The sequence below is a fragment of the Bacillus sp. AR4-2 genome, assembly GCF_008274865.1.
GTDB lineage: Bacteria > Bacillota > Bacilli > Bacillales > Bacillaceae_G > Bacillus_A > Bacillus_A cereus.
In genome coordinates, this window is the sequence record NZ_CP031062.1 from 3,981,529 (window position 1) to 3,997,555 (window position 16,027).

The window sequence follows — 16,027 nt, forward strand, 5'->3', positions numbered from 1 at the left end:
AAATGAGACCGTTACACGCGGTCTCATTTTTTTATTGGCTTTAACGTTCTTGCCGTTTCAGGGTAATCAGTAATAATCGCCGATATATTCATATCAAAATATTTACGCATAAGCGTTTCTTCATTAATTGTATAAGGGCGAACCTCTACACCACTTTCCATCGTTAGTTCGGCAATAGCATCTTGAAGGTAACGATAATTCGGATGTACTGCTGTAGCCCCCATTTTTTTCGCGTATGCCCACGGACTATGCAAACCTTCGCGATATAAAATTGCTGTTTGAATATCAGGAGCCATCATATGGCACCGTTTCATACTGTAGTGATTAAACGAAGAAAATATAACACGATCCTCTAGACTAAATTTCCGCACAAGCGTTATAACTTCTTCCTCTAAACCTCTGTATGGAATTTTATTATTTTTAAGTTCAATATTAAGTAGCAAACTCGTTTGTTCAAGCCATTCTAATACCTCTTCTAAAAGTGGTATTTTACAAAAACCTACTTTATCACCAAATTTATAACTTGCATCTAACTTGCATAAGTCCTCATATACATAATTCCGAACCGCGCCTTTTCCATTTGTTGTCCGGTCCACCGTTTCATCATGAATGACGACAACTTTTCCATCTTTCGTTAATTGAACATCAAGTTCAATTCCATCCGCTCTAAAAGACTCAGCCGCTTCAAATGAAATCATTGTATTTTCTGGGTACGTTCCAGCCGCACCACGATGTGCAAATATAAGAGTCATCCTCACTCCCCCAATCTTATGCTATACTATACGAAAAAGGAGGTACTTCTATGAGACCATTACAAATCTCTCCAGATACTGCAGTCCGCTTATCAAAAGCACTAGGTGTTCCACTTGAACAACTCATGCATATGCCGCAGCACATTTTAATTCAAAAGCTAGTTGAATTAGAAAAACAAAATAAAGACGAAGAATAATACAGTCCTGTTTTGCAGGACTTTTTATTATTTTCTATTATATCACGGATGCCTTTCCTACTAAAATCCTTTAACAGATGTACTACGATGTGATTTAGCCGTTCCTTCATCATTTAATAATGAATCACATCTTTTTTTTTTGTTACACGTCATAAAGAAAGCAGACTATTTATTTATAAGTCCCCATTGCGTTCTAAAAACACGATCATAAAAAAACTAGAAGCCCTTTATATTATTTTTTATTGAACGTGCGGAGCATCCCCTGATTCGTATAGTTCTTTCGCTTTTTCCTCCCCGAATGTAGTTAAAATATAATGTTGCTCTTCTAACGCATCCATTGCTCTAGTTACTTTACAAACGCTATCTTCTTGAGCATCCGAGAAATAATTGTGATCTTCTACAATTTTACTAAAATCTTTTTTCGCCCATCTATCAGCAATTGCTAAAAGTTCATTTTTCTTCGTAAAGCTACTCTTATTTATAATTTCTTTTAATTTTTTAGCATTACTTTGAATCATTGGGATAGAGCCCGATTTTCGTTCTGCCACCACTTTTTGATGAGTCATGCGATGCATCGCTGTAATGACTTCGCTTTCAGTAGAATTTTCAGTAACATACACATCAACAAAGACCCCATCCACCTCTCTACCTACTATTGTTTGGTCTTCTTTTTTATCTATTTGAGCGCTCACTTCTTTATCTACTGGATTATCTGCAAGTTCTAACATTCCAAATGTAACTGCAATAGCAAGAACTCCCATAGCTGCTACTATTCCTAGCCAAGTTGAAATTTTATTTTCCATTCCCCTTCTCCCTATCTATATCTATTTTATTGCCTTATAAAAAACTCACTTACATGTAATATTACTGAAAATAGGTTTTATTTTCCATACTATCAAATAATCTCTTTTTCTCAACAAAATAAAAAGACCAACGAATTATAACATTCATTGGTCTTTCATTAAAAAGTTTATTGGCTTTAAATTTGATATCGAGTATCAATTTCAAGAATTATTAAGCTTTACTAAAGCTTAAATCCCTTACTACTTTTACTCTCAACTAGCTTTATGTTCAAGTCTCAGCTTATCCGCAACCATTGCGATAAACTCAGAGTTCGTAGGTTTTGCTTTTGACATGGATACTGTATAACCGAATAAGGACGAAATAGAATCAATATTCCCACGGCTCCAAGCTACTTCAATTGCGTGACGAATTGCGCGCTCCACACGGCTTGCTGTGGTATTATATTTCTTTGCGATATCTGGATACAATACTTTCGTAATCGATCCTAATAATTCGATATCATTGTATACCATGGAGATTGCTTCTCGTAAATACATATATCCTTTAATATGAGCGGGTACACCAATTTCATGAATGATACTCGTAATACTCGCATCTAAGTTTTTCGGTTTTCCATCTACTGTTGTTGCTGATCGGAATGATGGTAGTGGACGCTTAATCATAGCGTTTGCTTTACCACTCACTTGACGAATATGACTCGTTAAATTCTCCATATCAAATGGTTTTAATATGAAATATGAGGCACCTAAGTCAACTGCTTTTTTCGTCACATCTTCTTGCCCGAATGCTGTCAACATAATTACGCTAGGCTGTTTTAACCTTTCAATATGTCGCATTTTTTCCAATACAGCTAAACCATCTAAGTGTGGCATAATAATGTCTAAAACGAGTACATCAGGTTGCTTATCTGTTAATAAGTTTAAACACTCTTGACCATTATAAGCAGTACCGATTACTTCCATATCATCTTGAGCGGCTACATAGCTCTCTAACATTGATACTAATTCTTTATTATCATCCACAAGACATACTTTAATTTTCTCCACAGCTTTTCCTCCCTTACCGAATCGATTCTCCGACATGTGTATCCTTCTAGGCTACATGAATTGTTCGACAATTGTGTGAAAATTCCCTTTTAAAGTTTCTTACTTTCCGATAAAATCACAAAAAAATATGTTTATCGTTCATTTATTCCCTTTCGCAACACATTCCATCATAGAAATACAACGAAACGTTCAACCCTTTCCTTTTATTTTACAACAAAAAACACCTCTTGCGGAGCTTTTACAAAATTTCAACGAATTTTTCAACAGAAAAAGCGAGCTAATAATATATATTAGCTCGCTTTTTTCTCTTGATCATAAATATTAATTCCAGCTTGATGTAACATCCATTCAATATGAACACCATATCCTGATGTTGGATCATTTACAAATACGTGTGTAACAGCACCAATTACTTTTCCATTTTGTACAATTGGACTTCCACTCATTCCCTGTACGATACCGCCCGTTTTCGCTAATAGACGTTTATCTGTTACTTTTATTACCATACCCTTTGTGGCTGGGAATTTTTGTTGCACTGTACTAACAACTTCAATATCAAACGCTTCTACTTTATCTTGATCAATAACTGTTAATATTTTTGCCGGTCCTTCTTTTACTTGATGAGATAATGCGATAGGCATCGCTTTATCCATTATACCGTTTTTCATATTCGTATTTAATTTTCCAAAAATACCATATGGACTATTAATTGTAATATTGCCAATCACTTCACGGTCTGGTGAGAATCTTGCTAATTTCTCCCCTGGATTCCCATGACTACCTCTTTCAATTGATGTAACTGTCGAGCGCATAATTTGTCCATCTTCGACTTGAATCGGCTTTTTCGTATCATTATCAGAAATAACATGACCAAGTGCCCCATATTTCATAGAATCTGGATGAACAAATGTCATCGTTCCAATTCCAGCTGCCGAATCACGGATATACAAGCCAATTCGATAAGACGATTCACCGTTGTCTTTTTGTGGAGTTAGCTTCGTACGAATATATTTTCCATCTCTTAACAATACAAGATTAAGCGGTTCACCTGTTTCTCCACTATTATGAATAAACGGTGCTACATCACTCATTCTTTCAATTGTTTTACCATTAATTTCAGTAATCATATCTCCAATTTGTACACCTGCTATTTCACCAGGAGATATTTTACCTTTTTCAGTTTGAATTAAATGATGGCCTACAACAAGTACACCTTTTGTATTTAATTTCACACCAATTGATTGTCCACCTGGAATCACTTTAAAATCTTTTAACACTTTCACATTTACTTTTTTCACTGGAAAACCAGCAAGCTGAAATACCATATCAGCTTCACCATTTTGATGAGAATTTACCATAAGTCCTTGTTTTTGTTCATTCGAACTCACTGTAAATACATGACGATTTGTGGATGAAGCTTTGAAAACTGGTAATGATGATATTTCTGATTGTTGTCCTTCAAAAACAACAAGTTGTTTCGGTGATGAAATAAACGTTCGAAGCGGTTTAAAACATCCAATAAAAACTAAAGAAACAAGGAGACAAAGACCTATTATTTTTCGAAATTTTTCTAATTTCAACTTGTTCACTCTCCTCGCTCCTACCCCACATTCAGCCTCTTGGCTTCACTTTTTAATCTCTCCTTGCAGTGCTTTATTTATAACCGGAAGAATTAAGAAATCGTCATTTGAGAAAAAAAGCTATCCATTACTGGATAGCCTCTGCTGTCTGTTTAAAATGATGTGCTTGCGTAAGTAATTCTTTCGCATGCTCCGTCGTTAAATCTGTGATTTCCACACCAGAAATCATTCGAGCTATTTCTGTTACTTTATCCTCCATAGTTAAAACAGTAACTGATGTAATTGTCCGATCATTCGCTACTTGTTTTCGAATAAATAAATGTGAATCTGCCATTGAAGCTACTTGAGGTAAGTGCGTAATACAAAGTACTTGCGAGTTTACTGATACTCGATAAATTTTTTCCGCAATAGCCTGCGCGACCCGGCCACTTACACCCGTATCCACTTCATCAAAAATAACAGATGCAACTCCTTGATGCTTAGAAAAAATGCTTTTTAAAGCTAAAATGATACGAGATAACTCTCCGCCAGAAGCAACCTTTGAAAGTGGTTTTAGCGGCTCTCCTGGGTTCGTTGAAATATAAAATTCCACATGATCGTAACCATCCGCCGTAAGTCTTACCGGCGCACCTTCCACAAGGGGCTCTTCTGCATTTCCTTCTCTCTTCATAATTCTCACTTCAAATTTCGTTTTTTCCATATATAATTCTTTTAATTCCTGATGAATTGCATTTGTAAGGTGTTCTGCAAGTTCATGACGCATATTACTTAACAACGTTGCTTCTTTCAGAATAACACTTTCTAATTCCTTCAACTGTTTCTTCGTCGTTTCAATATGAACGTCTTTATTTTCAATCGTAAAAATTTCCTGTTCAATTTTATCAGCATACGCTAAAATCTCTTCTACAGTATTTCCATATTTTCTCTTTAGCATACGAATTTCATTCAAACGTGTTTCGATTTCATCTAAACGATTTGGATCATATTCCATCATATCGAGCTTTTCTCTCAGTTGATAGGCAACCTCTTCTAATAAGTAATAGCTATTTGCAATTGAATCATGATTTTCCTGATACACTTCATCTAAATGTGTAATACTTTCCATTTGCCCCATTGCACTTCTTACATTATCTAACCCTTGTCCGTCGGCACTTAACGAACGATATGCATCACCTAACGCTTTATAAATCTTTTCAAAATTAGAAATTTGCAATCGTTCCTCAGTTAATTCATTTTCTTCATCCATCTTTAAATCCGCCTTGCGAATTTCTTCATGCTGAAATTGAATTAAATCTAAGCGATGTGCCATTTGTTGCTCATTTTCACTTAACGATTTCAATTGTTTTTTTAATTTTTCATAGTCAGCGTATACGTTTTGATATATGTCTAATTGTTTAACGATTCGATCCCCATCAAAGTGATCAAGCATAAACAGATGTCGTTCTTCATTCATTAAATCTTGCGTTTCGTGCTGTCCATGAATATCAACAAGTGTTTTCCCAATTTCTTTTAATATGCTAAGTGTAACAAGCTTCCCATTTACACGACATACACTCTTCCCGTTCGCAGCAATATCACGCTTTAAAATAATCATGCCATCTTCTATTTCTATATCTAACTCTTCTGCCTTTTCAATACATGGATGCTTCTCATCTTCAACATAAAATAGCCCTTCAATCTCAGCCTTTTCTGTTCCATATCGAACAAATTCTGCTGACCCACGGCCACCTACAAGTAAACTAATTGCATCAATAATAATCGATTTTCCGGCCCCTGTTTCACCGCTTAAAACCGTTAAACCTTTTTGAAAAGAAATATTTAATGCTTCAATAATAGCAAAGTTTCTAATCGATAATTCCGATAACAATGCCCCATTCACCTCGTTATAAAATAATCCCTTACTAAAGGATTTTCTCAGTTCTTCATTCAAATAATCATGCTATATATTTGTATGTATATACTCTTCTAACCCGCTTCATTGTACCAAACATTTGTTTTACGGGTCAATCCATCTATTTTCTAACTTTATGCAAACAAAATATTATATTACAATTGAAAATTCATATTTTTAACCAATAAAAATATCTTGTTCACTTTCCACTTTACGATGGAAAGCAAACAAGATTTTTTGTTACAACATATTTAAGAAACGATCAGAGACAACACCTGTATCGTCAGGTGTACGGCAAATAATTAAGCAAGTATCATCACCACAGATGGTTCCGATGATCTCATCCCACTCTAAATGATCAATAAGTGCTCCAAGTGAATGAGCGTTACCAGGCAATGTTTTTAACACAAGCATATGTCCTGCCGTGTCTAATTTTACAAATGAATCCACTAGATTTCGTTTTAATTTTTGTAACGGGTTAAATCGTTGATCTGCTGGCAAGCTATATTTATAGCGCCCATCATGTAATGGCACCTTCACTAAGTGCAGTTCTTTAATATCGCGCGATACTGTTGCTTGCGTTACATTAAATCCCTCATTACGTAAAATATCAACTAATTCATCTTGTGTTTCAATTTCTTTGTTTGCAATAATTTCCCTGATTTTAATATGGCGCTGACCTTTATTCATACATTTGCACCTCACACTATCTCTTACCATAGTTTAAACATTGGTATACTTCACTTATTTATGTTAACTTATAATTCGTTTCTTGTACACAATTGTTTTTACAATCATTATACAATTACAGCAAAAAGAGGAACAACATATGTTATTCCCCTTTCCCTTTTTGTTTTAGAACTTCATGCGCTTCTGTAACAACTTGCTCTATAGAAATCGGAGAATGATTTTCGCCATTCTCACGTTCACCATGCCATTTCAGATGAATTAAAAATTCAATATTACCATCCCCACCCGTAATTGGTGAGAATGTTAAACCTTCCACATCATAGCCTTCTTTTAAAGCAAACTCGACAATCATTTCTACAACAGCTTCATGTACTTTTCTATCGCGAACGATACCTTTTTTCCCAACTTGCTCTCTTCCAGCTTCAAACTGCGGTTTAATTAACGCTGCTACATCTCCGTTAGGCATAAGCATTGTTTTTAAAACTGGCAGTATAAGCTTTAATGATATAAATGAAACATCAATACTTGCAAATTGAGGTAAACCACGTTCTAAGTCTGCTGGTGTCACGTAACGGAAGTTTGTTCGTTCCATTACAACAACACGCTCATCTTGACGTAATTTCCACGCTAGTTGATTGTATCCTACATCTAATGCATAAGATAATTTCGCTCCATTTTGAAGCGCGCAATCTGTAAAGCCACCAGTTGATGAACCAATATCTATCATAACTTTATCTTGTAAATCAAGATGAAATGTCTCTAATGCCTTTTCAAGTTTATAACCACCACGACTTACATACGGCATAACTTGTCCCTTCACCGTAATCTCAGTATCTTGCGAGATTTTCTCTCCTGGCTTATCAAGTCTCATCTCATTCGCATATACGAGTCCGGCCATAATGGCGCGCTTTGCTTTCTCACGCGTTTCTATAAGTCCTCGCTCTACTAATAGTACATCTACTCTTTCTTTTTTTACGCTCATTTGTTACGCCCTTTTTTGTTTTGATGGAATCATTGTATGAATACGGTCTACAACAGCATCTGTCGTTAAACCAATTTCTTCTAATAATTTTGTTACACTCCCGTGCTCTATGAAGCGATCTGGAATACCCATTCGTTCAACTAATGCACTATGGTAACCATTTTCAGATGCAAATTCAACTACTCCTGTTCCAAAACCACCGATTAAACAAGCTTCTTCAATCGTTAAAATCGGTATATTCTTTCCTAGAAGATCATGTAAATATGCTTCATCCATTGGTTTAATAAAGCGAGCATTCACTACTTTCACTGAAACCCCAGCTTTTTCAAGACGCTCAGCTGCTTCCATTGCCATTGGTATTGTCGTACCAAACGTTAAAATAGCTGCTTGTGTACCCTCTTTTAACGTCTCCCACGTACCGATTGGAATCGCCTTTAATTCTTCATCCATATGAACGCCAAGTCCATTACCGCGCGCATAACGCAATGCGATTGGTCCATCTTCATATTGCATCGCCGTATAAACTAAATGTTGCCCTTCATTTTCATCTTTCGGCATCATAAGCACCATATTCGGCAAGTGACGTAAGAATGAGATATCAAATACGCCTTGATGCGTTTCACCATCTGCTCCTACTAATCCCGAACGATCTATTCCGATGAAAACATTTAAATTTTGGCGGCATATATCATGAACAACTTGGTCATATGCTCTTTGTAAAAATGTTGAATAAATCGCTAAGAATGGCTTCATTCCTTGCGTTGCCATACCTGCTGCCATTGTTGTAGCATGCTGTTCTGCAATACCTACATCAATCATACGATCTGGGAATTCTTTTTGGAATTTCTCAAGTTTTGATCCAACAGGCATTGCAGGTGTAATTGCTACGATACGCTCATCTGCTCTCGCTAGCTTAAGTACTGTTTCACTAACAACAGCACTCCATGCTGGTGCAACTTCTTTCGGCTTAACGAAGTCACCTGATTCAATTTTATAAGGTCCTGTTCCATGCCAAGTTCCAATAACGTCACTCTCAGCCGGTTTATAACCTTTTCCTTTTTTCGTAATAACGTGAACGAGTACTGGGCCTTTTGTTTTCTTTGCATATTGCAACGTTTCGAATAACTTTTCATAATCATGTCCATCGACTGGACCTAAATATGTAAAGCCTAACTCTTCGAAAAAGACACCGGATACTAGTAAATATTTAAGACTATCTTTTATTTTCTCTGCTGTCGCAGCCACTTTCCCGCCAACTGCTGGGATTTTCTTTAATATATACTCTAATTCATCTTTTACCCAGTGATATTTTCCTGCGGTACGTAAACGACCGAGCACATTATGAAGCGCACCAACGTTTGGTGCAATTGACATTTCATTATCATTCAAAATAACAATCATGTCTGTTTTTTCATGTCCAATATGGTTCAATGCCTCTAAAGCCATTCCGCCTGTTAAAGCACCATCTCCAATAATTGGTATAACATATTCTTTCGTTTTCTTTAAATCACGTGCCAGAGCCATTCCCATTGCAGCCGATAACGAAGTCGAACTATGACCAGTTTCCCATACATCGTGCTCACTCTCACAACGTTTCGGGAAACCACATAGACCTTGATATTGCCTTAATGTACCAAACTCTTTCGCGCGTCCAGTTAAAATTTTATGTACATAGGATTGATGTCCTACATCCCATAAAAATTTATCTTGCGGGCTATCAAATAATTTGTGCAGAGCAATTGTGAGTTCTACTACACCTAAATTAGGTGCAATATGTCCACCTGTTTGAGAGAGCTCTTCAATTAAAAACTTACGAATATCCTCACTCAATCCCTCTAGTTCACTGATAGACATATCTTTCAAAAAACTAGGGTTTTGAATTTGCGTTAGATCCACATGGATCACTCACTTTCATTTCATAATCTGTCAACATGTCAAATATTATAAAAAACATTTACACAAAACAAGAAATTCTCTTTTCTATTTTTCGTCTTGTCCCGCTATTAACCAGTCTATTGCGCCTTAATCCTATTATAAACCATATTTCTTCAGGCGATGAAAAAAATAGCCGCTAACACGAAGTGATAACGGCAATGTAATCTACATATATTTTTGCCAATAACAAGAAAAGAAAAACCTTTTCCTACATTTATATCATAAAATGATGAATGACTCAACAAATGAAAACGCTGTTATATTAGTTATTACGTTTTGCAATCAAATCGCAAATAGAGAGTAAATATTCATCTTGTAATTGCAAGGAGCTAATCGCACCTTTTGCTTCTGCAATTGTTTCTTCTAAAATATCCTTTGCTCTATCTACAGTAAACAACGTCGTATATGTGCTCTTTTCATTAGAAAGATCGCTACCAATCGGTTTTCCAATCTCTTCTTCAGTTCCTTCGACATCTAAAATATCATCTCGAATTTGGAAAGCTAGACCGATATATTTGGCAAACGTAAGCAACTTTTCTTCTTGCTCTTCTGTCGCATCAGAAAGTATCGCACCCGCAAGTACAGCAAATTCAAGTAGTTTTCCGGTCTTATGTTTATGGATGTACTCCAATTCATCAATCGTAAGGCGTTTCCCTTCCGCTTCCATATCTGCCACTTGTCCGCCAACCATTCCTTCTGGTCCTGCTGCTTTTGCGAGTTCAAGTACAAGTCTTACTTTTTTTTCAGCAGAAATTTCTTTTTGCTCATATGCCATAATAACTTGAAAAGCGTATGTCAATAAGCCATCTCCTGCTAAAACTGCCATCGCTTCACCAAATACCTTGTGATTTGTGGGCTTTCCTCTTCTTAAATCATCATCATCCATACAAGGTAAATCATCATGAACTAACGAATATGTATGAATCATTTCAAGAGCACAAGCTGCACCTACTCCAAGATTTCTTTCTTTCCCAAACGCTTGTAATGTTGCAAACAAAAGTAACGGGCGGAGACGTTTTCCACCCGCTTCCAAAGAATATGCCATCGCTTCACGAAGTACATTTGGACATTGTAATCCATTTGCATAGCTTACAAGTTTTTCTTCTACGAAAGTTTTACTTTCTTTCAAAAAAGTATCAAAAGCAATCGTCACTATGCTTCATCTCCTAAAGCAGTAAACGGTTCAAGCTCTCCATCTTCCCCAAGAATAACTGCCATTTGTTCTTGTACATTCTTCAGCTTCTCATCACAAAGCTTAGATAATTCCATACCTTCTTTAAAATAAGAAATCGCTTCTTCTAAAGGTACGTCACCTTGTTCTAGCTTAGAAACAAGATGCTCAAGTTGCGAAATTGCCTCTTCAAAGCTTAATTTATTTTCCATCATTCAATTCACGCTCCTCTATGCCTGATACGCTACAATCTAGTATTCCATCTTGTAATTGAACTGAAACAGCATCTCCAAGGCTTACATCTTTCACACTTTTTAACACTTGCTTCTCTTCATCATATACAAGCCCGTACCCTCTCATCATTACTTTAAGCGGACTTAACGCTTCAAGTTTTTGAGCAGCTCTTACAAAGGCAAATTCTTTCGTTTGAAGTAACGTTTGCATTTCACGTTGTAATTGCTTTTGCAACGTTTCCACAGCTACCTTCGTTTGCATAATTTTTTGAGATGGGTGGTGCTTCTCTAAATAAAATGAAAGTTGCTTTAACTGATTCACCTTTTTATCAATATAGCGCTCTTTCGCTAAAACAAGCTGTTCTAGCGCTCTATCTAATTGCTCTTCCTTTTGCTCATATACTTGTCTTGGATAACGGAACGCATACGATTTTTGCAACACTTGTAGTTTTTCTTCTTTTTTATGTACTAACTCTCTCATTGCCCTTTGCAATCTCAGAGTTCTTTGTAATACCTTTTCTTGTAACTCTATAATGTTAGGTGCTGCCAGCTCAGCTGCTGCGGTCGGTGTTGGCGCGCGTAAATCCGCAACAAAATCTGCGATTGTAAAATCCGTTTCATGGCCTACTGCCGAAATAATAGGGATTTCACTCTTAAAGATTGCTCTTGCAACCATTTCCTCATTGAAAGCCCATAATTCCTCAATAGAACCTCCACCACGACCAACGATTAGTACATCTATCTCTCCCATTTCATTCGCTGTACGAATCGCTTGTACAATCGAGGGAGCCGCTGACTCCCCTTGTACAAGTACCGGAAATACAATAACATTCCCAATTGGATAACGACGTTTAATCGTTGTTATAATATCACGAATCGCTGCTCCTGTTGGCGACGTAATCACACCTATTGTTTTAGCGTAAGGAGGAATCGCTTTTTTATAAACTTGAGAAAAAAGTCCTTCTTCTTCTAAACGAACTTTTAACTGTTCGTACGCTAAATGTAAATTTCCGACTCCGTCAGGCTGCATGTCTTGAATATAAATTTGATAAGAACCACTCGCCTCGTAAACAGAGATTTTCCCTTTCACGAGTACCTTCATCCCATTTTCCGGTTTGAATTTAATATTACGATTATGGCCCGCAAACATAACCGCTGCGATTCTTGCATTTTCATCTTTCAATGTAAAATACATGTGGCCACGGCTATGATTTTTAAAGTTGGAAATTTCACCTTTTAACCAAACAGACTGCAAATGCGGATCATATTCTATTTTTGTTTTTATATAGCGTGTTAACGCTGTAACGGTTAAATATTGCTTCTCCATTTCTCTCTCCTCATAGCCGACTCAAATTATTTACAAACGACACCTGCACGTTTGGCAGATTCAACAGTATTATGAAGAAGCATTGTGATTGTCATTGGACCAACACCCTTTGGCACAGGTGTAATGTAACCCGCAACATCTAACACGTTGTCAAAGTCAACATCACCACAAAGTTTTCCTGTTTCTAAACGGTTAACACCAACGTCAATTACAACCGCCCCTTCTTTAATATAATCCGCTGTTATCATTTTAGGTCGTCCAACAGCTACGATTAAAATATCAGCTAACTTCGATAACTCTTTCATATTTTGCGTCTTAGAATGACAATATGTGACAGTGGCATTTTCATTTAAAAACAATTGCCCCACTGGTTTACCGACAATATTACTTCTTCCAATTACTACTACATGTTTTCCAGAAATATCAAGATTTGTTTCTTTTACTAATTCTACAATACCATGCGGTGTACATGGAAGGAATGTATCTTGTCCCGTCATCATACGTCCCACGCTGATTGGGTGAAATCCGTCTACATCCTTTTCTGGTGAAATTCTTTCAATGATAGCTTTTTCTTCAATATGTTTTGGTAAAGGTAATTGCACTAATATGCCATTAATACGGTCATCGCCATTTAAGCGATCGATTTCAGCAAGCAAACGTTCCTCAGTAATTGTTTCAGGAAGTTCAATTAGCTCTGAGTAAATCCCTACTTGTTCACAGCCTTTTTCTTTTCCTTTCACATAAGAACGAGATGCTGGATCTTCTCCAACTAAAATAACTGCTAATCCTGGTACAATACCTTGCTCTTTCAACTTCACAACTTCTTCTGTTAATTGTGCTCGTTTTTTCTCCGCAACTTCATTTCCTTTGATGATTACTGCTACCATTTTAAGATTCCCCCTTAAAGAATTTACAGTGTATCTTTTATATTAGATAAAACGCCGTTAATAAAACGACGAGATTCCTCATCCCCAAATGTTTTAGCAATTTCAATTGCTTCGTTAATTGTTACGTTGTGTGGAATTTCTTCCATGTATTTCATTTCATACACAGCTACACGTAAAATACTGCGATCAACAATACTAATACGCTCAAGCTTCCACTTTTTTAAATTTTGACGAATCGCTTCATCGATTGCTTCTTTATTTTCTACAAAACCTACTACAAGTGACTCTAGAAACTCATTTGTTTCTTCGCCTTCATCTAGCGTGTTTTCCACTGCTACTTTCGGTTCTAATTCACCTGTAATATCCATTTGGTATAATGCTTGCATTGCTCTTTCTCTAGCCGTCCTACGTTTCATTGTAACTCTCCTTTATGCTTCAAGTCTTTCCTTATACTTTGTTATATTATTATAATTTATAAGCCGTCAATTCACTTACTCTTACAGTTTTCATTGATTTTCCAACCTTATAATACAATGATAATAACACAATTTATCGTTTCACACACGGGTTACAAGGCTGAAAAATAATAAAAAGATTAACTTCAAGTTCCATATCTTATCACAATGTACGTTTTTTGGAAAAACGAAACATTTTCTTGTTTATTTCTTATTTTTTGAAATAGTATAATAATTAGAGGGTTGTAATTTGTGAAGAAATGAAACGATAAAAAAGATGCCTATGTTACTAGGCACCTTTTCATTCTTACACTGGTTCGATTTCTGTTTTTTGTGTTTCGAATGTTACGCCAACGATGTGAACATTCACTTCTTTTGGCTCAAGTCCTGTCATTGTAAAGAGTGCTTGGCGAATATTGTCTTGAATCTTTTGTGCAACAACTGGAATTGCTACACCAAAATACATTACAACATAAAGGTCAACGATAATATCTTCGTTTGCTAATTCAACCTTTACACCTTTACCATGATTTTTCTTACCTAACTTCTCAACAACATCTGTAGCAAAATTACCGCGCATTGCCGCTACACCTTCTACTTCTGCAGCTGCAATACCTGCAATTACTTCAATTACTTCTGGTGCAATTTCTACTTTACCAAGAGTTGTATCTTGACCCATATCTAACATATGTTCAGCCATGAAAAAAACCTCCTTTAATGTATCACTGCGTCACAAGTTCATGCTCTTCCAAAAATTTCGTATTAAACTCACCTTTTACAAAATCAGGATGATCTAGCAATTGCAAATGGAACGGGATTGTTGTATGTACGCCTTCAATGACAAATTCACTAAGTGCGCGCTTCATTTTTGCAATTGCCTCTTCACGTGTTTTTCCGTGAACAATTAATTTAGCAACCATCGAATCATAGAAAGGTGGGATTGAATATCCCGGATATACAGCTGAATCGACGCGAATACCAAATCCTCCTGGTGGTAAATACATTTCTACTTTACCTGGAGATGGCATAAATTTTTTGGCAGGGTTTTCCGCATTAATTCGACATTCAATTGCCCAACCATTAAATTGTACTTCTTCTTGCTGTAACGATAACTTTTCTCCTGAAGCAACAAGAATTTGCTCTTTAATTAAGTCCATTCCCGTTACCATTTCAGTAACCGGATGCTCAACCTGAATTCTCGTATTCATCTCCATGAAATAAAAGGTTTTCGTTTTATATTCATAAATAAACTCAACCGTACCAGCACCTGTATAATCAACCGCTACCGCCGCTTTAACTGCCGCTTCACCCATCTGCTTGCGAATATCTTCATCAAGTGCAGGTGATGGACTTTCTTCTAATAGTTTTTGCAAACGGCGCTGAATTGTACAATCACGCTCTCCTAAATGAATGGCATTTCCGTGTGTATCTGCCATTATTTGAATCTCAACATGGCGGAAATCTTCAACGTACTTTTCTAAGTATACACCAGGGTTCCCAAAAGCGGTACTAGCTTCTTGCTGTGTAATTTGAATTCCTTTTATAAGCTCTTCTTCATGGCGTGCAACACGAATACCTTTTCCGCCGCCACCTGCAGTCGCTTTAATAATAACTGGATATCCAATTTGATTAGCAAGCTCGATCGCTTCTTCGGTATTTTTAATAATCCCTTGTGAACCTGGTACAATCGGAACCCCTGCTTCTTTCATTGTATCACGAGCAACGTCTTTTGTGCCCATCTTTGAAATAGCTTCTGGACTTGGACCGATAAAAATCAAGTTACATTCACGGCATAACTCTGCGAAATCTGCATTCTCTGCTAAAAATCCGTATCCCGGATGAATAGCATCGCAGCCTGTTAACTTCGCAACGCTAATAATGTTTGTCAAATTTAAATAGCTTTCTTTCGAAATCGTTGGTCCTACACAATACGCCTCGTCTGCAATCTGTACGTGAAGTGACTCTTTATCTGCTTCTGAATAAATTGCAACTGTTTCAATATCCATTTCTTTACAAGCACGAATAATTCGTACAGCAATTTCCCCACGATTGGCTATTAATACTTTTTTTATCATCA

Annotated in this window: 16 protein-coding genes; 1 reads left to right on the forward strand and 15 read right to left on the reverse strand. The window is 36.5% G+C overall.

Annotated elements, in window-relative coordinates:
* Positions 1-23 precede the first annotated feature (23 nt).
* Positions 24-752, reverse strand: coding sequence for a glycerophosphodiester phosphodiesterase (locus tag DN399_RS20490; RefSeq protein WP_149149910.1), 729 nt, complete (start codon positions 750-752; stop codon positions 24-26).
* Between the two features lie 50 nt (positions 753-802).
* On the opposite strand from DN399_RS20490, the gene DN399_RS20495 reads away from it, so the two are divergent.
* Positions 803-949: a YycC family protein gene (locus DN399_RS20495; RefSeq protein ID WP_001247671.1), complete on the forward strand. Its 147-nt coding sequence runs from the start codon at positions 803-805 to the stop codon at positions 947-949.
* A 239-nt stretch (positions 950-1,188) separates the two neighbouring features.
* On the opposite strand, the gene DN399_RS20500 is transcribed toward DN399_RS20495, so the two are convergent.
* The 14 genes from DN399_RS20500 to accC all read right to left on the reverse strand — a co-directional run bounded on the left by DN399_RS20500 (position 1,189) and on the right by accC (position 16,025).
* On the reverse strand, positions 1,189-1,752 hold the full coding sequence (locus DN399_RS20500) for a PRK06770 family protein (RefSeq protein WP_000428229.1): 564 nt from the start codon (positions 1,750-1,752) through the stop codon (positions 1,189-1,191).
* A gap of 252 nt (positions 1,753-2,004) precedes the next feature.
* A complete protein-coding gene (gene spo0A, locus DN399_RS20505; protein ID WP_011110369.1) occupies positions 2,005-2,799 on the reverse strand; it encodes a sporulation transcription factor Spo0A in 795 nt (264 codons plus the stop codon).
* Positions 2,800-3,089: 290 nt separating this feature from the next.
* Positions 3,090-4,388, reverse strand: coding sequence for a SpoIVB peptidase (gene spoIVB, locus DN399_RS20515; protein ID WP_002024767.1), 1,299 nt, complete (start codon positions 4,386-4,388; stop codon positions 3,090-3,092).
* Between the two features lie 118 nt (positions 4,389-4,506).
* Entirely contained in the window at positions 4,507-6,246 is a 1,740-nt protein-coding gene (recN, locus tag DN399_RS20520) for a DNA repair protein RecN (protein ID WP_000947767.1), read from the reverse strand.
* 264 nt (positions 6,247-6,510) lie between these two features.
* Positions 6,511-6,960, reverse strand: coding sequence for an arginine repressor ArgR (gene argR, locus DN399_RS20525; protein WP_001032580.1), 450 nt, complete (start codon positions 6,958-6,960; stop codon positions 6,511-6,513).
* Between the two features lie 142 nt (positions 6,961-7,102).
* Positions 7,103-7,942, reverse strand: coding sequence for a TlyA family rRNA (cytidine-2'-O)-methyltransferase (locus tag DN399_RS20530; RefSeq protein ID WP_000111875.1), 840 nt, complete (start codon positions 7,940-7,942; stop codon positions 7,103-7,105).
* A 3-nt stretch (positions 7,943-7,945) separates the two neighbouring features.
* A complete protein-coding gene (gene dxs, locus DN399_RS20535) occupies positions 7,946-9,838 on the reverse strand; it encodes a 1-deoxy-D-xylulose-5-phosphate synthase (RefSeq protein ID WP_000366452.1) in 1,893 nt (630 codons plus the stop codon).
* A 301-nt stretch (positions 9,839-10,139) separates the two neighbouring features.
* Positions 10,140-11,030 (reverse strand): (2E,6E)-farnesyl diphosphate synthase, encoded by an 891-nt coding sequence (gene ispA / locus DN399_RS20540; protein WP_000150380.1) that lies wholly within the window; start codon positions 11,028-11,030, stop codon positions 10,140-10,142.
* A complete protein-coding gene (xseB, locus tag DN399_RS20545) occupies positions 11,030-11,260 on the reverse strand; it encodes an exodeoxyribonuclease VII small subunit (RefSeq protein WP_000428423.1) in 231 nt (76 codons plus the stop codon). Before xseB ends, ispA begins: the two co-directional genes overlap by 1 nt.
* On the reverse strand, positions 11,250-12,608 hold the full coding sequence (gene xseA / locus DN399_RS20550) for an exodeoxyribonuclease VII large subunit (RefSeq protein WP_000415248.1): 1,359 nt from the start codon (positions 12,606-12,608) through the stop codon (positions 11,250-11,252). Before xseA ends, xseB begins: the two co-directional genes overlap by 11 nt.
* A 26-nt stretch (positions 12,609-12,634) precedes the next feature.
* Positions 12,635-13,495 (reverse strand): bifunctional methylenetetrahydrofolate dehydrogenase/methenyltetrahydrofolate cyclohydrolase FolD, encoded by an 861-nt coding sequence (folD, locus tag DN399_RS20555; protein WP_000226732.1) that lies wholly within the window; start codon positions 13,493-13,495, stop codon positions 12,635-12,637.
* Positions 13,496-13,518: 23 nt separating this feature from the next.
* Entirely contained in the window at positions 13,519-13,911 is a 393-nt protein-coding gene (gene nusB, locus DN399_RS20560) for a N utilization substance protein NusB (RefSeq protein ID WP_000830247.1), read from the reverse strand.
* Positions 13,912-14,257: 346 nt separating this feature from the next.
* The gene (locus DN399_RS20565) at positions 14,258-14,650 is read right to left on the reverse strand and encodes an Asp23/Gls24 family envelope stress response protein (protein WP_000807630.1); all 393 of its coding nucleotides are present in this window, start codon (positions 14,648-14,650) and stop codon (positions 14,258-14,260) included.
* A 22-nt stretch (positions 14,651-14,672) separates the two neighbouring features.
* A complete protein-coding gene (gene accC / locus DN399_RS20570; protein WP_000592870.1) occupies positions 14,673-16,025 on the reverse strand; it encodes an acetyl-CoA carboxylase biotin carboxylase subunit in 1,353 nt (450 codons plus the stop codon).
* Between the last annotated feature and the right edge of the window lie 2 nt (positions 16,026-16,027).